The organism is Affinirhizobium lemnae, from assembly GCF_022968395.1.
GTDB lineage: Bacteria > Pseudomonadota > Alphaproteobacteria > Rhizobiales > Rhizobiaceae > Neorhizobium > Neorhizobium lemnae.
Window position 1 is genome coordinate 91752 of sequence record NZ_JALJQZ010000003.1, and the last position, 21444, is coordinate 113195.

Consider the following 21444-nt stretch of genomic DNA (forward strand, 5'->3'; position numbering starts at 1 on the left):
GTTTCGGCATTTCTGTCGACCAAGCCAGCTAACTGCCCGCTGCTTCGGGCTCTGATGTCAGTTGCGCTTTGATCAAACAGCTAAGGAGTTCGCGATGACAGAGTTGGTTTCGCCCCTTGCGGCACCTGGATTCCAGAATGCTCATACTTTTCTGCTCTCGACACCGGAACACGAACTGGAAGCGCATGGCGTGATCAGAACCCTCCCGCGTGGAGCAGCCGATAGCCTGAGCGACCGGGTATCAAGCTTCTTCCGGACTGCGTCAGATGGACCCGCTCTTCTTGTCGGTGCTGTGCCGTTTGCTTCCAGCGACGAGGACTACCTGTTCCAGCCCGCTCGCATTGGTCGCCTACTAGGGGCAAAGTCCGGCAGTGATACCGCCTCCGGCTCCGGGCGCTGGATGCTACGCGCGTGCCCTTCCGCCGAAGACTATGCCGGGAGCGTAGCAAGATGCGTTGCTGCTCTCGTGGATCCCGCAGCTGCAACGCAGGTAATAAAGGCAGTTCTCTCCAGAAGTCTGGAACTGCAATCGGATGCTATCATCCCCGTTGCACAGGTTATCAACCGCCTGCGGCGCGATCCATCCGTGGCCGTGTTCAGGACGCCGCTTCCCGCCAAAGCTGCGACCGCTCTTGTTGGAGCGACCCCTGAACTGCTTCTCTCGAAGAGGGCTGAACTGGCTTTGTCCTATCCGCTCGCTGGATCCGCGCGACGTTCGAGCGACCCTTCGGCAGACCGTCAGGCGGCCCGTGATCTTCTGGCGTCCGAAAAGGACCAGCGAGAGCATCGCATCACGAGGGAAATGATTTTCGATACGCTTGGTCCATATTCGATAGAGATCACAGCGCCCGAGGGCACGACGATCCGTTCTACGGCCACCATGCATCATCTGGGAACCCGGATCGTCGCGAGATTGAAGGATCGCGCTACGCCGGTTGCGCATCTGCTTTCGCTGCTCCATCCCACGCCCGCCGTCTGCGGATTGCCGAGGCGGGAAGCGGCAGATCTGATCTCCCGACTGGAAGGATATGACCGCGGCTTCTATGCCGGTGCCGTCGGCTGGATCGACGACCAGCAGGATGGCGAATGGTACGTCTCCATCCGGTGTGCGGAAATTTCGGAGCGCCGCGCGCGGGTCTTTGCCGGTGCCGGCATCGTACCGGGGTCTGATCCCGTCAAGGAAACCGAAGAAACATCCGCCAAATTCGCAGCCATGCTGACGGCGCTCGGCATCGATGAGCAGGGGCGCCCCTTGCAGGAGTTCGCGGCATGATTCCGCTTGAAGCAAATTTCCCGACCGACTTCGCAGCTCGCTATCGGGAAAAAGGTTACTGGCGCGGTGAAACCTTTTCGGCATTGCTGCGTGAGCGGGCCGAACGGTTTGGTTCGCGCACGGCTTTGGTCGGAGGGGACCAGCGCTGGACCTATGCCGATCTTCTGGACAAGGCCGAAGTCGCCGCGTGCGGATTTCTCAAACTGGGTCTGAAACCGGGCGATCGCGTCGTTGTGCAGTTGCCAAATATACCGGAGTTCTTCTCCGTTGTTTTTGGCCTCTTCATCGCCCGTCTGGTTCCGGTTTATGCGTTGCCCGCGCACCGCCAGACTGAGATAGTGCACTTCCTCCAGAAATCAGAAGCTGCGGCCTATGTGACGGCTGCCACTCACGATGGTTTCGATTACCGCGATCTTGCGCGGTCGATCAAACTTGAGCGGCCTGAACTGGAGCGTGTGATCATCATTGGGGAGGCGCAGGAGTTCATCTCCTTTGCCTCCTTCGAGCGCGACCAGGCCATCGTGTTCGAGCCGGCCGACCCTTCCTCTGTCGCCTTCCTGCAGATCTCCGGCGGCAGCACAGGATTGTCGAAGCTCATTCCGCGCACGCATGATGATTACATTTATTCCTTCCGGGCGAGCGCTGAGATCTGCCAGCTGACGGAAGAGAGCGCGTATCTCGTCGCTTTGCCAGCGGCTCATAACTTTCCCATGAGTTCGCCGGGCTATTTCGGAGTGTTCTACGCGGGCGGCACCGTCGTGCTTGCGCCATCGCCCAGCCCTGAGACCGCGTTTCCCTTGATCGAGCGGGAAAAGGTCACGATCACCGGGCTTGTTCCGCCGCTCGCACTTCTGTGGCTGCAGGCGGCACCTTCATCAAAGCATGATCTTTCCAGCTTGCAGGTGCTGCAGGTCGGTGGTGCGAAGTTCATGCCGGAATCGGCAAAGCGCGTGCGTCCAACGCTCGGCTGCACGCTGCAGCAAGTGTTTGGTATGGCGGAAGGGCTGGTGAACTACACCCGCCTGGACGATCCCGAAGAGATTATCGTTGAAACCCAAGGGCGTCCCATCTCTCCGGATGACGAGATCCTGATCGTCGACGATCAGGGCAATCCCGTCGCGGAAGGCGAAGCGGGCAACCTGCTGACGCGCGGCCCCTATACGATCCGCAATTACCATAACGATCCGGGTGCGAATTCCCGTTCCTTCACACAAGACGGGTTCTACAAAACCGGCGATATCGTGAAGCGTACGCCCGAGGGCTACCTGGTGGTGCAGGGTCGCGCCACCGATCACATCAACCGGGCAGGCGAGAAAATTTCCGCAGACGAGGTAGAAGATCACCTGCTGGCGCATCCAAACGTCTTTGACGCAGCGGTCGTCTCCATACCGGATCCGTTCCTTGGCGAGCGCATTTGCGCTTTCGTTATTCCGCAAGGTGAAAAGCCAAAGGGACCAGCGCTGAAAGCCTTCATGCGCACGCGTAGGGTCGCGGACTTCAAGGTTCCGGATCAGATCGTTTTTGTCGACGCCTTCGAACTGACGGCAGTCGGCAAGGTCAGCCGCAAAGAATTGCGGGCCCGCCTGAGAGCCCAGTTTCTTGGCGATGAACAATTGAAAGCAGGACAATAGACTGATGGCTTTGCCGAAGATTGCACCCTATGCGTTGCCCACAGCGGAGGAATTGCCGACACCGAAAGGTCCATGGCAGCTGGAGCCGAAGAGGGCGGCTCTGCTGATCCATGACATGCAGAACTATTTCGTAAACGCCTTTACGCCGGACGCATCGCCCATAACGCCTGCGGCCGCGCACATTGCACAACTGGCGAAGGCCTGCCGCGCGATTGGTATTCCGGTTTTCTACACTGCGCAGAATGGCAATCAGGATCGCCGCGATCGCGGTTTGCAGGCAGATCTCTGGGGGCCGGGCATGACTTCCGCACCGGAGCATCAATCGATTGTGCCGGAGCTTCAGCCGGAAGCATCAGACTTCGTTCTGGTCAAGCATCGCTACAGTGCTTTCCAGCGTTCGAACCTCGAGACCATGATGCGGGCGAGGGGTCGCGACCAGATGATCGTCACCGGCATCTACGCGCATATCGGCTGCATGATGACAGCCGCCGAAGCCTTCCAGCGCGATATCGAGGCCTTTTTCATTGCCGATGCCCTCGCAGATTTCTCGCGCGACCAGCACGACCTCGCAATCAACTGGGTCGCGGGGCGTTGCGGCATTCCAATGACCACGCAACAGGCTCTCGCCCGACTTGGAGCGTGAAGGAGAACGCGATGACCATCACTCTCGAAAAGATGCGCGCCGATGTGGCAGCGATCATTCACGAAGATCCGTCCGAGATCGGGTTTGACGACAACCTCATGGATCTCGGTCTTGATTCGATGCGGCTGATGAACCTCATCCTCACCTGGCAGGAAGCGGGCGTTGACCTCGATTTTGGTGAGTTTGCCGAGGAGTTCACACTGAACGGCTGGTGGCGGGCAATCGAGGCGAAGCAGGCAAACGCATGAGCAGCCTTTCGGCCAAACCTATCGGGTCCGCCATGCCATCCGGCGAGCACTTGCTGACGGAAGCGCAGTCGGGCTTGTGGTATGTTCAGCAGATCGATCCGTCCAATCCGATCCTCAACGCCAGCCAATATGTCGAATTGGCGGGTGAGCTCGATATCGATCTTTTTCGCCAAGCCTTTGCGCAGATGGTGGAGGAAGCCGATTGCCTTTCGCTGACATTCCACAGTGGTGTTTTCGGCCCATCCCAGCGCCTTGATGCGGGCACACGTCCTCTCCTTGAGATCGTGGACCTCCGTTCGGAGGCTAACCCCGCCTCTGTGGCGGTTGCGCTCATGCAGGCGGATACTGCAAGGCCGGTCGACCTTGGCCAAGGCCCGGTTTCTCGTTTCACCCTCTTCAGGCTCAGCGAAGACAGACACTATTGGTACGAACGGATCCACCATCTGGCGATCGATGGATACGGGATCGTTCTCGTGACCAACCGTGTTGGCGAAATCTACTCGGGCCTGAAGTCAGGTACCGGAACGGGCACACCGTTTGCGCCTTTCACTCAGGCAATGGACGATGGAGCCGCTTATCTTTTTGACGACAGGCGGCGACGCGATGCCGAATTCTGGCGGAATGAACTGGCTAACCTGCCCGAGGTGGTGAGCCTGGCCAGTGGCCGCGCCGTGAGCGAACATTCGTTCCGGCGGGAGACAAGGCATTTATCCCAAGACCTATTCAGCGCTCTCGTAGCGCGGGCCGAACGTGCAAAGGTCACGTGGCCGGATCTTCTTACCACATTGGTCGCATCCTATTGCCGTCGTTTTGCGTCGGCTGCTGAGCTCGTTACGGGTGTGCCGCATATGGGCCGGCTTGGAAGCAAGGCGGCGCGTGTTCCCTGCACCTTGATGAATGTGCTACCGGTAAGGTTCGAAAACACGGATCATATGCCGCTCGATGAGGCAGCTGTCGTCCACGCAAAACGGCTCATGGCCTGCCGCCGTCACGGTCGTTATCGCAGCGAACAATTGCGCCGCGATCTGGGCTTAATTGGTGGGCAGCGTCGGCTGTTCGGTCCATTGATCAACGTGCAGCCATTCGACATGCCGCCGAAGTTCGATGGCCTCGATGTCAGCCTTCACATCCTGGGCGCCGGGGCAGTGGATGACATCACCTTCACGTTCCGGGGTGATGCCAAAACCAGCCTGATGATGGAAGTGGATAGCAATCCGGCCCTTTACAGCGATCAGGACACCAAGGACCATTCGGCAAGGCTGATTGCCTATCTCGAAAATGCTTTGAAGGCGGAGCGTCTGGCCGATGTCGTACTCGCCAGTCCTGATGAACGCCAACGATATCTGTTCGAGGTGAACGCCACCCTGCATTCGGTCGAAGATGTCACGCTGGTCGAGTTGATCGAAAGGACGATGAGAACGCATCCCGATGCGCCTGCCGTCATCTTCGAAGGCCAGACGCTGACCTATGCGGAACTGGATCGCCGTAGCCTCGCGCTCGCATCCCAACTTGTCGAGAAAGGGGCTGGACCGGACCGCCTCGTCGCCGTGGCGCTTCCGCGCTCCCTTGAGCTGATCATCGCCCTGTTTGCAATCCTCCGGTCCGGCGCGGCTTACCTGCCGCTGGATGTCAGCCATCCCAAGGACCGCCTGTCGCGCATCCTTTCGTCGGCGCAGCCGGTGGTCATTCTTGGAGAGGAGAATTCTGCCGATCTTTTCGACCACGCGCTTCTGCCGCCAAGTCGCTGGCGATGGAATGCGCAGCGCACGGACTGGCCGGTCGCTACTACCGACAATCTCGCCTACGTTATCTACACGTCTGGCTCCACGGGCGAGCCAAAGGGCGTGATGATCGAACACCGAGCCATCGTCAATCGACTCGAGTGGATGCGTCAGCATTATCGTTTCGGCCCAGCAGATCGCATCCTGCAGAAGACGCCCGTGACCTTCGATGTTTCGGTCTGGGAGTTCTTTTTGCCCGCACTGTGCAGCGCGACATTGGTGGTAGGACCGCCGGAAGCGCATCGTGATCCGCTGGCCATCGCGCGCATCATCCGCAACGAAAACATCACGACTCTGCATTTCGTGCCGTCCATGCTGTCCGCTTTCATGGCCGAGCCCTCAGTGGAAGGCTTGGAGGTCTCACGCGTCTTTTGTAGCGGCGAGGAACTGACCGCAGAGCAGCGTGACCGCTTCCACAGACTGATCAAGGGCGAACTGCATAATCTTTACGGACCGACGGAAGCGGCTGTCGATGTCAGCTATTGGGAGGCCTCGGCGTCCGATACCTCTTCGCCACTGCCTATTGGCTGGCCAGTCTGGAATACCAGACTCTACGTCCTGGATGATCATCTTCAGCCATTGCCGCCCGGTGTGGCGGGTCATCTGTATCTCGGTGGCGTGCAATTGGCGCGGGGCTATCTCGGGCGAGACGATCTGACATCAGACCGCTTTCTACCGGACCCCTTCACAGAAGGGCGGCGCATTTACAAGACCGGTGACATGGCAAAGCTTCGTGCCGATGGCGCCGTCGTCTATCTTGGCCGGTCGGATCATCAAGTCAAAATCCGCGGCCTGCGGATCGAGCTTGGAGAGATCGAGGCGGCTATCATGACCTCTGGTCTGGTGCGCGAGGCCGTCGTGGTCGCGCGGGAGGATCGACCGGGTGACAAGCGCATCGTGGCCTATGTCGTTGCAGATCCACTACTTGCCATTGAGACCCTGCGCGAGAGCATTTCTTCGAAAGTACCGGATTACATGATGCCTGCCGGTTTCGTTAGGCTGGATGCTTTGCCGGTCACGTCCAACGGAAAGCTCGACCGCCGCGCTCTGCCTGCACCAGTCATCGATATTGCAGCGGGTCGGCGTGCTTCGTCACCGCTGGAGCAGCTTCTAGCTATCCTGTTCAAGGAGATCCTTGAGCTGGATGACGAACCGACGGCGGAAAGCGATTTCTTCTCACTGGGCGGTGATAGTCTGTCTGCGGTTCAGCTATGCCTTCGCATTCGCACCGAAACGGGCACTGATCCGGGCCTCGGCGCAATCTTCGAGCATCCGGCCATTTGCGATCTCGCAAAGGTGCTGGAGAAGGCAGGAAGCGACGAAGGACTTGGTCCGATCATCCGTCTTGTGCGGGGCGACGAGACCCTGGCGCCCGTCTTTCTCATTCATCCGGCAGGTGGCATTGCCTGGGGTTACCGTCATCTGGCCCAGCAACTCGGTCGCCGACCGGTCTACGGCATCCAGTCTCCGACGCTTTCAAAAGAAGCGGTGTCGCCGGAAGACCTGACATCGCTTGCCGCATCCTATGCGGAACTGATCCGGCGGACCTATACCGGCATCTATCACATCGCTGGCTGGTCCGTTGGTGGCATTCTTGCGCAGGCGGTTGCCGTTGAGCTTCATGAGCAGGGTCTCGCTGTCGGTCTCGTTGCGCTTCTCGACAGTTATCCTTGCGATTGCTGGCGCGCGGAGCCGGAGCCTGATGAGACGGCGGCGCTGCGAGCACTGCTGGCCATTGCCGGTCACGATCCGCTTGAACACCCGGAACTCGTCACGAAGGACGCGATCATCGCGTTCTTGAAACAGGACGGCAGCTCGCTAGGCGGACTGCCGGACGCTGCCCTGGGCGGCGTTATCCGGTCGGTCCTCGATACGAACCGGCTGGTCCGTGGGCACTACCACAAACGTTTCGATGGCACGCTCACGCATTTCCGCGCTGCGCTGGATCACAAGGACATGAACCTGAATCCGGCGCTCTGGGCTGCCTATTGCGCGGAAGTCGAGACAGTCGATGTCGCATGCCTTCATCCGCAGATGACCTCGGCCGGCGCTGTTCAGACCATCGCGCCTGAAATCCTGTCCAGACTCACATTGCTTGAAAAGAAAGGAACCGCCTGATGCAGTTGACAGGCATTCAGGGAAAACGCGCTCTTGTCACCGGCGCAGCTGGCGGCATCGGAGCTGCAGTCGTGAAACTGCTCGTAGAAGCGGGCGCTCATGTCGTCGCCACCGATCACAATGCCAATCATCCGCTTGAAATCGGACCAGAACATACGAGCGACGTCACGCTGCTTGAACTCGACGTTCGAGACAGTGCGGCCGTTGGTGCGCTGGTCAATGAAATCGAAGATCAGCTTGGGCCGATCGATCTCGGGATCAACGTCGCCGGAATTCTGTCCACGACCAAGGTGGTAGACACGGATGATGCATCCTGGCGGAACATTTTTGCGGTCAACACGGATGGCGTTTTTCATGTCTCGCGCGCTCTTGCGCGTGTCATGCTGCCTCGCAAACGCGGAGCAATGGTCACCGTCAGCTCCAATGCCGCCGGAATTCCAAGGCAGGCAATGGCTGCCTATGCAGCCTCGAAGGCGGCGGCCACGATGTTTACCCGATGCCTTGGCCTCGAACTCGCGCCGCACGGCATCCGCTGCAACATCGTTGCGCCCGGTTCCACCCTCACGCCGATGCAAACGGGCATGTGGGCAGACGAGCGTGGCGCAGAGCGCGTGATTGCGGGATTGCCGGAGCAGTTCAAGACCGGCATTCCGCTGCAAAAACTCGCGACACCCGAAGATGTCGCGCATTCGGTCCTCTTTCTTCTGTCCGATCAGGCCAGCCACATCACCATGACGGATCTTTATGTCGATGGTGGCGCGACGATGCGGGCCTGATCGCAGGCATCTCAAGCTGTCGGGCAGGGTTCAACCCATGCCGCATTTCCTTCGATCCATCACAGTCATCACAGGATAAAACCAATGACGAAACTTTCGAGATCAAGCCAAATCATCCTGCGCACCGGTGTGGCACGGGTGGCAATCCTCACGGGCGCCATGTTGCTCGGCATGACCAGCGCCTTCGCGCAGGTCGCCTTTGAACAGCCGGAGAAAGACTACAAGGGTCAGGTCCGGCTTGGTTCCGCAACACGCGGCCAGCCATTGTTCTCGGGCGGAGAAGTGTCTGTGCAGGGGCAGAACTTCAAGCCGGGTCAAAAGGTCCAGTTGCTGAAAGGTGCGGTTGCGCTGAGCGAAAACGGTTTCACTGCCGACCAGGAAGGCAAGTTCGAGGGCAAATTCAAGCTGCCGGAAAATGCAGCCGTCGGAACTTATCCGCTGATCGTGACGACCGATTCGCCCTATTTTGCAGACATCACAAAGCTGAAGATCTCGCCGAAGGTCCCGCTGTCCGGTGAGGACAAGTTCACGCTTTCGTCCGAGAAACTTTCGCCCGGCCTCTATCAGATCGGCGTCAGTGAAAAGAGCAATGCGGTCTTTGTTACGTCCGCGGTCGGTCGCCCACCCGTCAAGACATCGGAGATCCTCAAGCTGGATCCTGAGACGCTGAAAGTCGTTGCTCGCGGAAAGCCTGCCGACGCAAAAGACGGCGGTGTACACGCAGTTTACGGTCTGGGTGTGGACGATGCAAAGGGTACGGTCTGGGTGACTAATACCCGTCAGAATACGGTTGCGGTCTACAAGCAGTCAGACCTTTCGCTGGTCAAGCAGTTCGAGCCAGGGCTTGCCCAGCATGCGCGCGATGTGAAAATCGACGAGAAGGATGGCAAGGCCTATGTCAGCCAGGTCGGAGAGCCGGAGGTGGCTGTGTTTGATACCAACACGCTGGAAAAGCTGCCATCGGTGAAGATCGAGTCCAAGGTTCGCGGCGAGAAATTCTCCCCCGCGAGCATCGATTTCGATCCGATCAGCGGCAAGGTGTTCGTCATCAGCCTCTCGACAAATGAGGTAGCAATCATCGATTCGGTCGCTGGCAAGGTGGACAAGGTTCTGCCGGTCAAGGGCGGTCTCTCGACGATCGGCATTGCCTACGATGCAGCTGATGACCGCATTTTCGTAGCCGGGCAGGGCAGCGACAACCTGCTGATTCTCGATGGCAAGACGGGCGAGACGCTTCACAATGTTGCAGTGGGCGCCGGTTCGCTCAACGTCACTTTCGAACCGGTCAAGAAGCATGCTTATGTGAGCAGCCGCGATGCGGGTACGGTGACTGTCGTTGATGCAAACGGAAAGATCGTCGCCAACCTTCCGATCGCACCCTTTGCAAACCACGTGGTGGCGGATGGTAAGGGCGGCGTTTACGCGGTCAACAAGTCGATGAACCCGGACGATCCGAATGGCGACCGCGTCACGCTGATCACTGCGAAATAAGATACACAAAAGGCTCCGGCGCTTATCGTGCCGGAGCCTCTCGAAATATCTCAGAATCATCGTTGATCAGAAGGCGCTGTGGCGCTTTGCGAAGGCTCGGAGATTGGCTTGCTCTCGGCGCAACTCGCTGATGGTGGATGCCACTGTCGCTACGAACATGGTGCTGATCAATCCAGCAAGTGCAATCATGGTAACGTACATAGGCATCTCCCTTCTGATCAAGGAGCCCTATTCTCAGTAATAGGGCTGTCCGTAGTGTTGACTGGTCAGCTGCGTGTACTTCACAGCCTGAGTTTCATTTCGGTCTTGGTAGAGTGTCACAGTAGCGGTCATCATGACTGCGATAACGGCGGTCCATACGAGATTGATCATCGTAATGGTGTCCGGCATTGCCGTTTTCTTCTTGGCGAACATCTCCGAATTCCTTTTTCATGACCAGAACGCGCTAAACGCGAACCGGTTCCGCACCAGTATGAAAGAATGGTTAAACGACGGGCTCTGAAGCGACCCTGAAAGCGCCGTTCATCTGGCGTTCAGGATTCCATCTCGTTCCAGTTCTCGCGGATCGCCTCGATTGCAAGTTCCACAGCAAATGAAGCAAGAACTGCGACAGCCATCAGCAAGATCAACATCGTTTTCCCCATCTCCAGTCAGGGCGTCCTTGCCTCTGCCTTGGATGATCCCACTTAATCAGAGTGCGTCTGAAACGGGTTTGAACACCGCATTCATCTGGCGTTCAACCGCTGCGGGGTGCGCTGTCTTGCGATTCGTGGCAGTCCATGACACAAGGCGAACGCGACGCTGGAGGTATGCTTGACGAGCGCTTTCTATCCCGGATCCTTCGATCCCATGACAAACGGCCATCTGGATGTGCTTGTTCAGGCGTTGAACGTTGCCGAGCGCGTTATCGTCGGCATCGGCGTCCATCCCGGCAAGGTACCTTTGTTCAGCTTCGAAGAGCGTGCCGCAATGATCCGGACCTCTTTGACGGAAGCGTTGCCGGGCCGTACAGATTCGCTCGACGTGATCTCTTTCGATGGTCTCGTGATCAATGCGGCGAGGGCGCACAATGCCCGCCTGCTGATCCGTGGATTACGCGATGGCACCGATTTCGACTATGAAATGCAGATGGCCGGGATGAATGCCGAAATGGCGCCGGATATCCAGACCGTGTTTCTGCCAGCCAGCGTTGCTTCCAGACCCATAACGGCCACATTGGTTCGTCAGATCGCGAAAATGGGCGGTGATGTAAGCTCGTTCGTACCGGCTTGCGTCGCTGGCGCTTTGTCATCCCGGTTCGCAAGCTGACGATCTTTTTCAAACGGAGTTCACGATGAAGCTTCTTTCTCTCGCATTCGCTGGCGTACTGGCCGCGGCTTCAGTTGCATCGCAGGCCTTTGCGGCTACCGACGATTTCCTGACGATCCAGTTGAAGAATGGTCCAGTGGTCGTTCAGTTGATGCCGGAAATTGCGCCGAAGCATGTGGCGCAGGTCAAGAAGCTGGCCGCGGAAGGCAAGTATAACGATGTTGCCTTTCACCGCGTAATCGACGGTTTCATGGCGCAGACCGGCGACGTGAAGTTCGGCAATCTGACGAAGGGCTTTGACGCCCGCCGCGCCGGAATGGGCGGCTCCGATCTGCCGAATATTCCTGCCGAATTTTCCAAGGTGCCGTTCGAGCGCGGCACTGTGGGCATGGCGCGTTCGCAGGATCCGAATTCCGCAAACTCGCAGTTCTTCATTATGTTCGCACCGGGCTCATTCCTCAACGGTCAGTACACCGTAATCGGCAAGGTCGTTTCCGGCATGGAAAATGTCGACAAGATCAAGCGCGGCGCAGGCGGCAACGGCGAAGTTTCAGATCCCGACCGGATGATCAAGGTCACCGTCGGCAAGTAAAGGGCGGACATTCCGCATAGAAGGAGAGTGACTATGGCCGAGATCAAGGATCCGGAAAACACCATCATCATGGAAACGACAAAGGGCAAGGTTGTCATTGCTCTGATGCCGGATCTCGCACCGGGCCACGTTGCCCGCATCAAGGAACTGGCCCGTGAAGGCGCCTATGACGGCGTTGTCTTCCATCGCGTCATCGCAGACTTCATGGCCCAGACCGGCGACGTGAAGTTCGGCAAGAAGGGCGGCGAGAGCTTCAACCCGGCTCGTGCCGGTATGGGCGGCTCCGACAAGCCGGACCTGAAGGCCGAATTCTCGGCTGTTCCGCATGTTCGCGGCACCTGCTCCATGGCCCGTTCGCAGAGCCCGAATTCGGCCAACTCGCAGTTCTTCATCTGCTTCACCGATGCTCCATGGCTGAACAAGCAGTACTCCGTCTGGGGTCAGGTCATTGAAGGCATGGACTTCATCGACCAGATCAAGAAGGGCGAGCCTGTTTCCGATCCGGACTCCATCGTTTCGATGAAGGTTGCTGCGGATATCGCTGCCTGATCTCTCCATCGTGAGCGAATTGAAGCGCTCCGGTGTGGCCGGGGCGCTTTTCTTTTTGGGATGATGCCTTTATCAGCGTGCCTGATTTTGAGCATCCCCGATCCAACGAACGGCTTTTGCACATGCGCGTCGATCTATTCGATTTCGATCTGCCAGAGGAAAACATTGCACTGCGACCCGCCAATCCGCGGGATAGCGCGCGGTTGCTGCTGGTTCAGCCGCAGGGTGAAACCGTGTTGTCGGACCAGATCGTGCGCGATCTGCCGCGCTTTCTGAGAGCGGGAGATGCGCTGGTCTTCAACGATACCAAAGTCATTCCCGCCCAGTTGGAAGGTGTTCGAACCCGTGAAGGCGCGCCCGATATCGCCGTTTCTGCGACGCTTCACATGCGCACCGAGCCGGATGTCTGGAAGGCTTTCGCCAAGCCGGGCAAGCGCCTGAAGATCGGCGACCGCATTCACTTCGGCCATTCGGCGGAAACCTGCGCTCTTGGCAGCCTGGACGCGACGCTGGAAGACAAGGGCGACGGTGGCGAAGTGACGCTTCGCTTCGATCTGTCCGGTCCGGCGCTGGATGAGGCAATCATGGCTGTCGGGCATATTCCGCTGCCGCCTTACATTGCCGCCAAGCGACCGGAAGATGCGCAGGACAGCAAGGATTACCAGACCATCTATGCGCGGGAAGAGGGCGCTGTTGCTGCCCCGACCGCCGGACTGCATTTCACGCCGGATCTCTTTGAAGCCCTCGATGCGGCGGGGATCGAGCGGCATTTCGTGACGCTGCATGTGGGCGCGGGAACATTTCTGCCGGTCAAGGCGGATGATACGACCGAACACAAGATGCATTCCGAAATCGGCTATGTTTCGCAAACGACAGCCGATGCTCTGAACGCCGTGCGGGCGAGGGGCGGGCGGATCGTCTCCGTTGGCACGACATCGCTGCGTCTTCTGGAAAGTGCCGCAGCTGACGATGGCAGCCTGAAGGCCTGGAGCGGCGCGACGGATATCTTCATCACACCCGGTTACCGCTTCAAGATCATCGATGCGCTGATGACCAATTTCCACCTGCCGCGCTCGACGCTGTTCATGCTCGTTTCCGCTTTTGCCGGTTACGAGACGATGCGCGCGGCTTACGATCATGCGATTTCCACAGGCTATCGCTTCTATTCCTATGGCGATTCCAGCCTGCTTTTCCGGAACGATTCACGATGACCGAGAACTTCACGTTCAACCTCAAGGCCACTGACGGCAAGGCGCGGCTTGGCGAAATTACCATGCCGCGCGGCACCATCCGTACGCCCGCCTTCATGCCTGTCGGTACGGTTGGCACGGTCAAGGCCATGTATCTGGATCAGGTGCGGGACGCCGGTGCCGATATCATTCTCGGCAACACCTATCACCTGATGCTTCGCCCCGGCGCGGAGCGGGTGGCGCGCCTTGGTGGCCTGCACGAACTGATCCGCTGGCCGGAACCGATCCTCACCGATTCCGGCGGCTTCCAGGTCATGTCGCTTTCCGGCCTGCGCAAGCTGGATGAGCAGGGCGTGACCTTCAAGAGCCATATCGATGGCTCGCTGCATCATATGTCGCCGGAACGCTCCATCGAGATACAGGGCCTGCTGGATTCCGATATCCAGATGCAGCTTGATGAATGTGTGGCGCTTCCGGCTGAGCCGAAGGAAATCGAACGCGCCATGGAGTTGTCCTTGCGCTGGGCAGAACGCTGCCGGGTGGCCTTCGGCAACCAGCCGGGCAAGGCTATGTTTGGCATCGTGCAGGGCGGCGATCAGCCAAACTTGCGCATTCGCTCTGCGGAAGGTTTGAAACAGCTCGACCTGAAAGGCTATGCGGTGGGCGGTCTTGCGGTGGGCGAGCCGCAGGATGTCATGCTCGACATGCTGAACATCACGCTGCCGGTCCTGCCGACCGAGAAGCCGCGGTACTTGATGGGCGTCGGTACGCCGGACGACATCATCAAATCGGTGGCACGCGGTATCGATATGTTCGACTGCGTCATGCCGACCCGGTCCGGTCGCCACGGTCTGGCCTTCACCCGCAAGGGCAAGGTCAACATCCGCAACGCCAAGCACGCCGAGGACATGCGTCCGCTTGACGAACAATCCAGCTGCCCGGCGACGCGCGATTATTCCCGCGCCTATCTGCACCACCTGGTGCGCTCCAATGAAGCGCTCGGCGGCATGCTGCTCTCTTGGAACAATCTTTCCTATTATCAGGAGCTGATGCAGGGGATTCGCAAGTCGATTGCAGAAGGGCGCTTCGAGGATTTCATGGCGGAAACGCAGGAAGCTTGGGCGCGCGGCGACGATTGAGAAGACTGAGACCGATTGTCAAAGAGCAGACGCGACTTCGCGCTCACGCGGCAGAACCTGCCCGTGGCATGAGGGTCAGTGCGGGCCGTATCCGTGTCAGGGGTACGGGGTATGCGGTCGGGGCACTGAAAGCTGCCTCGTAGAAGTAGTATAGGTGACACCTCTCAGCGCCCCGTTCAGCGGTTTATGCCCGCGACTTCGGTCTCTCTGCCTAGAATGGCTGCCGGAAAGGTTTGTTGAAACCTATCGGCTCCCGGTGATCCGGCGGACTTGACCCGACAGACCTTCCCGACACCATTCCCCATGTGTGCCACACAGGCACGCCTGACGCGCCAGTTCGGAGATGAAACAACAGGCTGGAATCCGTCGCCTGCCATTTCCCCCGTGTCGCCAGAGGGAGACCATTTTCCGCGAACCCGGAGGTGAAGGTTTTGCGTCTTGCCCTTCACACCCGCGCCGGTCCCGCATCGCCAGCACGCCTGCTGGTGTAACCGTTGCGGAACGGGAGCAGTGAAACATGAGTGGAATAGGGTGGCGGAGTGAGGGGCGAAAAAATATTGGCGAAGGGCGACGATTTTTTCGAACGTAGGTGGGTCGGATCGGACCTGAGTGCTCGACGCATGAAAAGATCCCCTCCCCAACCCTCCCCACAAGGGGGAGGGAGTCCACCTGCATTCCTGGCAAACCCCTGTCTTCTTTTCGTAAATTACCATGGCTGCGGCGTACTCAACCTGCGCCCTCCCTCTTGTGGGAGGGAGTCTGCTCGCGTCCTTGGCAAACCCCTGTTTTCTTTTCGTAATTTACGATGGCTGCGGCGTACTCAACCTGCGCCCTCCCCACAAGGGGGAGGGAGTCCGCTCGCGTCCTTGGCAAACCCCTGTTTTCTTTTCGTAATTTACGATGGATGCGGCGTACTCAACCTGCTCCCTCCCCCTTGTGGGGAGGGTTGGGGAGGGGCCTTATCTAAAAGCCAAGCCATTCGGGCCGTGTACCATGGGATTGAACCTGCCTCCATCTCTCAACCACCTGATTGCATGCGCAACCACGGAATAAATCCCCCACATCTTGCAATTGCAGATGCAACCTCGGCGGCATAGACTGACTGCGGAACCGGAAGTAACGGGCCGGTTCCGGGGCGTCGAAAACCCCTCCGAGAACGGCTGGCATCCGCGATACGAGATGCCCTCTCAGTCACTGGTTGGTGGCTGAGTGATTGAGCTTGGCTTATAAGCTCTCCACCTTCTATGGCTGGGGAGGCCCTGACGCATGTCCAAGGTGCTTGCACCTAAAGGTCAGGGCGGTCGTTTTTCGGCGATTTTTCGAACTCCCCGGCCGCCAGAGGCTTCCAAGCAACTTGGCCTTTGGCGCGCCTTCTCCTCCGTTTCAAACACTGCGTGTTACACGATGCGGCGTGTCGGTGGGCGGGCTTTTGGTCGTTCACCGGCTGCCCGTGTTCCGCGCCTTGAAGACGCGTAGACCGGGAGGCGTCAAAGCCATGGACAATTACAATCTCGCTGCCGACCTGCTGGCCACCTTCCGAGCCTCGCCGGATATCATCAAGGCGCTATGGCTGATCGTGCCGCCGGGCTTTGCATTTGCAGTGCTCAAACTGCTGCTTTCAGGGCGAAGTGCGGCGCGAATACCAGCGAAGACTATTGATCAAGGCGCTGCAACGCTTGCAACTGCCCAGCTTGATCTTGAGCCTTTCGCAATTACGCATCTTTCGGCGCCGAAACTCGCATGCGTCATTGACCAGCCGCTGCCGGATAGACGCGATTGATAAGATCGACGAGCGAAACAGTTCAGATTCCCTGACTGGTGGTCTTGGCCAGCATTCGAACGCCATTCACCTTGTAGGTGCCATCATCCTGCAGGCGCATGTCGTAGATCGCTGTGAAATCCTTCGTTCCGCGACCTGTCAGAATGACTTCCTGGAATACGACCTCGCCGCCGCCGACAAGCTTGGACCGACCGAAGGCATAGTTCACGGCGTGATAAAGCGGCTCGTATTTCTCACGCACCATGGTGAGGAAAACCCGCTCATCGGGAAACATGCTGCGGATGCCGGGCGATGCGAAGGAGTAGGCGGTGCGCGCGTCATCGGTCTTCAGGGCCTTGATCTGATCAGCGATGATTTTCTGCGCTTCCGCGACCGGATCTTCCGCCGAAGCCGGGCGCACGAAAGCAAGGACGAGGGCAACAAGAGCGAATGCGAGTCGAAATGCCATGCGCGTTCTCCTCGAAGATAGAGTGACAGGATAATCCAGTTTTTGCCGAGGTGAAGAGGGGAAACCGCGCATACCTTCACAAAGCCGACACAAACTGTTTCCGAGACGCAACTACGGCGATAATTCAGAATCCGATCATGCATTGGTTTGGGCGGCGATCTTGTTTCCGCCACAGCGAAGTGAGATTCGTTGGTTCGCACTCCCTCCCGGTTATCTCGACATGAAAATCCTTGGCGCTCCGGCGTTGCTGTTTTTCTGCAACGCCATTGTCTTCGTTACATTGTTCACCCGTCTGCCTGCGATCCAGCAAAGCCTGGGCGTGGACAAGGCCTGGCTTGGCCTTGCGCTTCTTGGCGCGCCGATTGGCACCTTCCTGGCGCTGCCCGTTGCAGGGCGCGTGGTGAACGCGCTGACCCCTCGTGTGGCCGCACCGCTTCTGCTTTCGGCTGCGGCGCTGACGACGCCGTTCCTGACCATCACGCCCTTCTGGGGGTTCTTTCTCTGCTTCCTGCTGTTTGGTTTCCTGCGCACCATTCAGGATGTCGCAGCCAACATGATCGCCACCGGGATCGAGCAGCGGACGGGCAAGAAGGTGCTTTCGCGAAGCCATGGTTTCTGGTCGATCGGTCTTCTGATCGGTTCGCTGGCGTCGGGGTATCTGGCGGAAGCAGGGCTCAGCCCGTTCCTGCACCAGTCCGGTGCGGTGCTCGTGGTTTTCCTCTGCTGCTTTACGGTCTGGCGCATCGCGCCGCCCGACATGCAGTTTGCGGCGACGGCGGGAAAGCGACAGGTTTTCGTGTTGCCGGATCGCATCATCATTCTCATCTGCGTCATGGTCTTCGGCATCTGCATCAGCGAAGGGGCCGTGTACGACTGGGGGATTTTCTACCTTCGGGAAGTTCTTTCCGCCGATCCCGCGACCGCCGGCATTCTCTATGCGCTGTTTACCGTCGGCATGGGCGCCACGCGGCTGGTGGGAGACAAGCTGCGGGAGAAGTTCGGCGCCAAGACGCTGGTTCGCGGCTCTGCAAGCGGAGTCGCTGTTGGGATCGCGCTGCTCTTGTCTGCGCAGGGCCTTTGGCAGGCGGGGGTTGCGCTCTTCCTGATCGGATGTGGTGTTGCGCTTGCATTCCCATTGGCCGTGGCCACGGCGATCGAACGGGGGCAGGGGCAGCCGGCAGACAATCTGGCCGCACTCTCGCTGACGCTTCTGCTTTCGAATATCGGCGTTCCACCGCTGCTCGGGTTCGTTGCGGAACATGCCGGGCTTCCCGCAAGCTTTGCCGTGCTCTTGCCCTTCCTGGTCATAAGCTTCATCATGGCGCCGGTCGCTCAGGGACGGGTGCCCCGATTGCTGGCAGGGCGTGTGCCTGTTGCTGCAAATGATGGGGAAAAAGAGGTGCTGGCCGCTGTTTCGCCACAAGATGCGGCGAGGGGTTGAGGCGAGCGATGTGACGCAGTACGAGAGGGTGACCTTGGAAAATCTTGCACCAGGTGGAACCGTGATCGACCCATACAAGATGCTGGGCGTGGCGCGCGATGCAGACGGCGCAGCCATTAAAACCGCCTACCGCTCCCGTGCAAAGACAGCACATCCGGATGCAGGTGGTGATGTGGACGCATTTTCGAAGCTGACGGCATCTTATGAACTGCTGCTCGATCCCGTGCGCCGCAAGGTTTACGATGACACGGGTTATGATCCGCAACTGACCGACAGCAAGGATCTGGAAGGACTGCTGGTCCTGGACACGCTGGTCAACGAGATCATTCTCGACGAGCGGGCACCCGGCAGCTTCGACCCGATTGCCGCCATGCGCCGCAAATTGACAGACAGGATCGTCAATACGCGTTTTCATATTCTGGAACTGGAGCGCCATCGCGGGCGCATTCGCAACCATATGGACCGCATGGGCAAGCGCCCGGACAGCGACGTCATAGGCCGCATGCTGACAGCCCGTTGCGATACGATTGCCGATGCCATTACCAAGGCCGAGGGTGAGATCAAAGTGATTGAACAGGCCTATTCCATGCTCGACGGCTATACCTATGAGCTGGAAGTGGAACTTCCCAAGGCGGCGGAATAAAACGGAAGGGTGATCCCGGGCTGTTCTAGACCAGTTACATAAAAAGCGGGAGTTGGGCGGACGGTTCTGTTGCTTCCTCGCTGAGGCTGGACAGCTTGACGCCGAGTAATCGCACACCCTTGCGAAACGGATAGACGGTTTCCAGAAGCGACTCCGATACGCCCAGAACCTCTGCCTCGTTGACGAAGCACAATGTTTGGGTGCGACTGCGGGTGATCTGCTGGAAATCGCTGTACTTGACCTTCAGCGTGACTGTCTTGGCGGTCATGTTGCGGGCGCCACAATAGGCCCAGATCTTGCCGACAAGCAGCGCAAGTTCCGCCTTTGCAGCACCAAGGTCGCTGATATCGGCCGCGAACGTATCTTCCGAACCGATGGATTTGCGCACGCGATCCGGCTTCACCTGACGATTGTCGATGCCCCGCGCGATACCATAGAAATAGGGGCCGGACTTGCCGAAATGATCGGTCAGGAAGGAGAGCGATTTCGTCTTGAGGTCGCCGCCGGTATGGATGCCGAGCCGGTGCATTTTCTCCGCCGTTGCGGGACCGACGCCGTGAAACTTCTTCACCGGAAGCTGTTCCACAAATGCCGGGCCGTTGCGGGGCGTGATGACGGCCTGACCATTGGGCTTGTTCAGGTCACTCGCCATCTTGGCCAGAAACTTGTTGTAGGAGATGCCCGCCGAGGCATTCAAGCCTGTGACAGCCTTGATCTTCTGGCGAATTTCCAGAGCAATTTCCGTCGCGATCGGCATGTCCTTCAGGTTCTCGGTTACATCGAGATAGGCTTCATCCAGCGAGAGCGGCTCGATGAGCGGCGTATATTCCGCAAAGATCTCGCGGATCTGCTGCGACACGGCCTTGTAGACCTCGAAGCGCGGGCGGACGAAAATGAGGTCTGGACATTTGCGCGCCGCCGTTACCGAGGGCATGGCGGAATGCACGCCGAATTTGCGCGCCTCGTAGCTGGCGGCGGCCACGACACCGCGCGCTGCTGCCCCGCCAACGGCAACCGGCTTGCCTCTCAGATCCGGGTTATCTCGCTGCTCCACAGATGCGTAGAAGGCATCCATATCGACATGGATGATCTTGCGGATCACGTATGTCGACGCCGACTTTGTGACATCGACCAACTGATTTTCTGCAGACACCTGCACGGCCATTTCCATCGGTTGCATATTTAGAACAAATATGGAACATATCAGTCTCGGCTTTAAGTGTGAAGATGGATGTATGGATTGTGGAGGTTGCTTCTTCTACCCAGCATGAGAATTGCAGAATACGCTGCGAGCTGCGTAACAATTGCGATGGATCCCGCGTAGGAGGATCGGAAATTCGCTCACTGCGCCTCGCCAGTTGCAATCCTTGCACTAGATGAAGCCCGGTCCAGATCCGCTGGCGCCAGTCCGTGCGTTTTCGTCTGTACACGTTTTTTCATGGCTTGATCCGGGGAAGGGATTTTCAATGACTGCCATCCGCAAACACATCAGCGCCCTCGTTGTGGCGCTTGGACTATCGGTGACAGCGGCACAGGCCCAGGTCGTCGTTTCCTCGAAGATCGACACCGAAGGCGGCGTGCTGGGCAACATCATTCTCAGCATGTTGAAGGCCAACAACATCGAGGCGACCGATCGCCTGCAACTGGGTGCAACGCCGATCGTGCGCAAGGCGCTTCTGGCAGGGGAAATCGACATCTACCCGGAGTATACGGGAAATGGCGCGTTCTTCTTCAACAAGGCGGACGATCCTGCCTGGAAGGATGCGGCAAAGGCGTTCGAGACCGTAAAGAAGCTGGATTACGATACCAACAAGGTGGTCTGGCTTTCAGCATCACCGGCCAACAACACCTGGGCGATTGCCCTGCGTAAGGATGTGGCCGACAAGAACAAGCTGAAATCGCTTTCGGATTTCGGGAAATATGTGACGGGTGGCGGGCAGGTCGTTCTCGCGGCATCTGCGGAGTTCGTCAATTCCGCTGCAGCTTTGCCAGCCTTCCAGACGACCTACAGCTTCAAGCTCCAGCCCAACCAGTTGATTACGCTTTCCGGTGGCGATACGGCTGCGACAATCGCGGCGGCGGCCAATCAGACCAATGGCGCAAATGCTGCCATGGTTTACGGTACCGACGGTGGCATTGCGCCATCCGGGCTCGTGGTTCTGGAAGACGACAAGGGCGTGCAGCCGGTCTACCAGCCCGCGCCCGTCATTCGTGAAGACGTTCTCAAGAAGAACCCGAAGATCGAGGAAATCCTCAAGCCGGTTTTCGCCAAGCTCGATCTCGTGACGTTGCAGGAACTGAATGGACGCGTTCAATTGGGTGGCGAACCTGCCAAGGCGGTGGCCGATGATTTTCTGAAGAAGAACGGCTTTCTGAAGTAATACTATGCATTG

Annotated in this window: 20 protein-coding genes; 16 read left to right on the plus strand and 4 right to left on the minus strand. The window is 58.5% G+C overall.

What is annotated here, in order from left to right:
- Nucleotides 1–94 precede the first annotated feature (94 nt).
- From MUU53_RS02960 to MUU53_RS02990, 7 genes are all read left to right on the plus strand, one after another.
- A complete protein-coding gene (locus MUU53_RS02960; protein WP_247259528.1) occupies nucleotides 95–1273 on the plus strand; it encodes an isochorismate synthase in 1179 nt (392 codons plus the stop codon).
- Nucleotides 1270–2904: a (2,3-dihydroxybenzoyl)adenylate synthase gene (locus tag MUU53_RS02965; protein ID WP_247259529.1), complete on the plus strand. Its 1635-nt coding sequence runs from the start codon at nucleotides 1270–1272 to the stop codon at nucleotides 2902–2904. Before MUU53_RS02960 ends, MUU53_RS02965 begins: the two co-directional genes overlap by 4 nt.
- 4 nt (nucleotides 2905–2908) lie before the next feature.
- On the plus strand, nucleotides 2909–3547 hold the full coding sequence (locus tag MUU53_RS02970) for an isochorismatase family protein (protein WP_247259530.1): 639 nt from the start codon (nucleotides 2909–2911) through the stop codon (nucleotides 3545–3547).
- 11 nt (nucleotides 3548–3558) lie between these two features.
- Complete coding sequence (locus MUU53_RS02975) at nucleotides 3559–3795, plus strand: phosphopantetheine-binding protein (protein ID WP_247259531.1); 237 nt, start codon at nucleotides 3559–3561, stop codon at nucleotides 3793–3795.
- A complete protein-coding gene (locus MUU53_RS02980; RefSeq protein ID WP_247259532.1) occupies nucleotides 3792–7694 on the plus strand; it encodes an amino acid adenylation domain-containing protein in 3903 nt (1300 codons plus the stop codon). The genes MUU53_RS02975 and MUU53_RS02980 overlap by 4 nt, the downstream gene beginning before the upstream one ends.
- Nucleotides 7694–8470: a 2,3-dihydro-2,3-dihydroxybenzoate dehydrogenase gene (locus MUU53_RS02985; protein ID WP_247259533.1), complete on the plus strand. Its 777-nt coding sequence runs from the start codon at nucleotides 7694–7696 to the stop codon at nucleotides 8468–8470. Before MUU53_RS02980 ends, MUU53_RS02985 begins: the two co-directional genes overlap by 1 nt.
- Before the next feature lie 84 nt (nucleotides 8471–8554).
- A complete protein-coding gene (locus MUU53_RS02990; RefSeq protein ID WP_247259534.1) occupies nucleotides 8555–9961 on the plus strand; it encodes a YncE family protein in 1407 nt (468 codons plus the stop codon).
- A 66-nt stretch (nucleotides 9962–10027) separates the two neighbouring features.
- Here MUU53_RS02990 and MUU53_RS23165 read toward each other — a convergent pair whose 3' ends face one another.
- Both MUU53_RS23165 and MUU53_RS02995 read right to left on the minus strand, forming a co-directional pair.
- Nucleotides 10028–10162 carry a hypothetical protein gene (locus MUU53_RS23165; protein ID WP_280139178.1) on the minus strand — a complete coding sequence of 45 codons (135 nt, stop codon included), beginning with the start codon at nucleotides 10160–10162 and terminating at the stop codon, nucleotides 10028–10030.
- Nucleotides 10163–10195: 33 nt separating this feature from the next.
- Nucleotides 10196–10351, minus strand: coding sequence for a hypothetical protein (locus MUU53_RS02995; RefSeq protein WP_244484722.1), 156 nt, complete (start codon nucleotides 10349–10351; stop codon nucleotides 10196–10198).
- Between the two features lie 423 nt (nucleotides 10352–10774).
- On the opposite strand from MUU53_RS02995, the gene coaD reads away from it, so the two are divergent.
- From coaD to MUU53_RS03025, 6 genes are all read left to right on the plus strand, one after another.
- The gene (gene coaD, locus MUU53_RS03000) at nucleotides 10775–11269 is read left to right on the plus strand and encodes a pantetheine-phosphate adenylyltransferase (RefSeq protein WP_247259535.1); all 495 of its coding nucleotides are present in this window, start codon (nucleotides 10775–10777) and stop codon (nucleotides 11267–11269) included.
- A 25-nt stretch (nucleotides 11270–11294) separates the two neighbouring features.
- A complete protein-coding gene (locus MUU53_RS03005; protein ID WP_247259536.1) occupies nucleotides 11295–11861 on the plus strand; it encodes a peptidylprolyl isomerase in 567 nt (188 codons plus the stop codon).
- 33 nt (nucleotides 11862–11894) lie between these two features.
- Nucleotides 11895–12410 carry a peptidylprolyl isomerase gene (locus MUU53_RS03010; protein WP_062554448.1) on the plus strand — a complete coding sequence of 172 codons (516 nt, stop codon included), beginning with the start codon at nucleotides 11895–11897 and terminating at the stop codon, nucleotides 12408–12410.
- A 122-nt stretch (nucleotides 12411–12532) separates the two neighbouring features.
- The gene (gene queA, locus MUU53_RS03015; RefSeq protein ID WP_247259537.1) at nucleotides 12533–13621 is read left to right on the plus strand and encodes a tRNA preQ1(34) S-adenosylmethionine ribosyltransferase-isomerase QueA; all 1089 of its coding nucleotides are present in this window, start codon (nucleotides 12533–12535) and stop codon (nucleotides 13619–13621) included.
- The gene (gene tgt / locus MUU53_RS03020) at nucleotides 13618–14739 is read left to right on the plus strand and encodes a tRNA guanosine(34) transglycosylase Tgt (RefSeq protein ID WP_165135925.1); all 1122 of its coding nucleotides are present in this window, start codon (nucleotides 13618–13620) and stop codon (nucleotides 14737–14739) included. The genes queA and tgt overlap by 4 nt, the downstream gene beginning before the upstream one ends.
- 1495 nt (nucleotides 14740–16234) lie before the next feature.
- Nucleotides 16235–16519 (plus strand): hypothetical protein, encoded by a 285-nt coding sequence (locus MUU53_RS03025; RefSeq protein WP_247259538.1) that lies wholly within the window; start codon nucleotides 16235–16237, stop codon nucleotides 16517–16519.
- A 22-nt stretch (nucleotides 16520–16541) separates the two neighbouring features.
- Here MUU53_RS03025 and MUU53_RS03030 read toward each other — a convergent pair whose 3' ends face one another.
- Entirely contained in the window at nucleotides 16542–16967 is a 426-nt protein-coding gene (locus MUU53_RS03030) for a DUF4864 domain-containing protein (protein WP_247259539.1), read from the minus strand.
- A 220-nt stretch (nucleotides 16968–17187) separates the two neighbouring features.
- Here MUU53_RS03030 and MUU53_RS03035 point away from each other — a divergent pair, with 220 nt between their 5' ends.
- Together MUU53_RS03035 and MUU53_RS03040 are read left to right on the plus strand one after the other, a co-directional pair.
- Nucleotides 17188–18408, plus strand: a complete 1221-nt coding sequence (locus MUU53_RS03035; RefSeq protein ID WP_247259540.1) for an MFS transporter — start codon at nucleotides 17188–17190, stop codon at nucleotides 18406–18408.
- A gap of 79 nt (nucleotides 18409–18487) precedes the next feature.
- On the plus strand, nucleotides 18488–19051 hold the full coding sequence (locus MUU53_RS03040) for a J domain-containing protein (protein ID WP_247259652.1): 564 nt from the start codon (nucleotides 18488–18490) through the stop codon (nucleotides 19049–19051).
- A 34-nt stretch (nucleotides 19052–19085) separates the two neighbouring features.
- Here MUU53_RS03040 and dinB read toward each other — a convergent pair whose 3' ends face one another.
- The gene (gene dinB / locus MUU53_RS03045) at nucleotides 19086–20126 is read right to left on the minus strand and encodes a DNA polymerase IV (RefSeq protein WP_247259653.1); all 1041 of its coding nucleotides are present in this window, start codon (nucleotides 20124–20126) and stop codon (nucleotides 19086–19088) included.
- Between the two features lie 391 nt (nucleotides 20127–20517).
- On the opposite strand from dinB, the gene osmF reads away from it, so the two are divergent.
- Nucleotides 20518–21432 (plus strand): glycine betaine ABC transporter substrate-binding protein OsmF, encoded by a 915-nt coding sequence (osmF, locus tag MUU53_RS03050; protein ID WP_247259541.1) that lies wholly within the window; start codon nucleotides 20518–20520, stop codon nucleotides 21430–21432.
- The last annotated feature ends 12 nt before the right edge of the window (nucleotides 21433–21444 follow it).

Bases quoted from the DNA above. Each gene is read 5' to 3' on its own strand.
- MUU53_RS03025 (WP_247259538.1), top strand. From the start codon at position 16,235: ATGGACAATTACAATCTCGCTGCCGACCTGCTGGCCACCTTCCGAGCC.
- MUU53_RS02960 (WP_247259528.1), top strand. From the start codon at position 95: ATGACAGAGTTGGTTTCGCCCCTTGCGGCACCTGGATTCCAGAATGCT.
- MUU53_RS02985 (WP_247259533.1), top strand. From the start codon at position 7,694: ATGCAGTTGACAGGCATTCAGGGAAAACGCGCTCTTGTCACCGGCGCA.
- MUU53_RS02995 (WP_244484722.1), bottom strand. From the start codon at position 10,351: ATGCCGGACACCATTACGATGATCAATCTCGTATGGACCGCCGTTATC.
- MUU53_RS02965 (WP_247259529.1), top strand. From the start codon at position 1,270: ATGATTCCGCTTGAAGCAAATTTCCCGACCGACTTCGCAGCTCGCTAT.
- MUU53_RS23165 (WP_280139178.1), bottom strand. From the start codon at position 10,162: ATGTACGTTACCATGATTGCACTTGCTGGATTGATCAGCACCATGTTC.
- dinB (WP_247259653.1), bottom strand. From the start codon at position 20,126: ATGGATGCCTTCTACGCATCTGTGGAGCAGCGAGATAACCCGGATCTG.
- tgt (WP_165135925.1), top strand. From the start codon at position 13,618: ATGACCGAGAACTTCACGTTCAACCTCAAGGCCACTGACGGCAAGGCG.
- MUU53_RS03010 (WP_062554448.1), top strand. From the start codon at position 11,895: ATGGCCGAGATCAAGGATCCGGAAAACACCATCATCATGGAAACGACA.
- MUU53_RS03035 (WP_247259540.1), top strand. From the start codon at position 17,188: ATGAAAATCCTTGGCGCTCCGGCGTTGCTGTTTTTCTGCAACGCCATT.
- MUU53_RS03030 (WP_247259539.1), bottom strand. From the start codon at position 16,967: ATGGCATTTCGACTCGCATTCGCTCTTGTTGCCCTCGTCCTTGCTTTC.
- MUU53_RS03005 (WP_247259536.1), top strand. From the start codon at position 11,295: ATGAAGCTTCTTTCTCTCGCATTCGCTGGCGTACTGGCCGCGGCTTCA.
- MUU53_RS03040 (WP_247259652.1), top strand. From the start codon at position 18,488: ATGCTGGGCGTGGCGCGCGATGCAGACGGCGCAGCCATTAAAACCGCC.
- queA (WP_247259537.1), top strand. From the start codon at position 12,533: ATGCGCGTCGATCTATTCGATTTCGATCTGCCAGAGGAAAACATTGCA.
- MUU53_RS02970 (WP_247259530.1), top strand. From the start codon at position 2,909: ATGGCTTTGCCGAAGATTGCACCCTATGCGTTGCCCACAGCGGAGGAA.
- MUU53_RS02990 (WP_247259534.1), top strand. From the start codon at position 8,555: ATGACGAAACTTTCGAGATCAAGCCAAATCATCCTGCGCACCGGTGTG.
- osmF (WP_247259541.1), top strand. From the start codon at position 20,518: ATGACTGCCATCCGCAAACACATCAGCGCCCTCGTTGTGGCGCTTGGA.
- MUU53_RS02980 (WP_247259532.1), top strand. From the start codon at position 3,792: ATGAGCAGCCTTTCGGCCAAACCTATCGGGTCCGCCATGCCATCCGGC.
- MUU53_RS02975 (WP_247259531.1), top strand. From the start codon at position 3,559: ATGACCATCACTCTCGAAAAGATGCGCGCCGATGTGGCAGCGATCATT.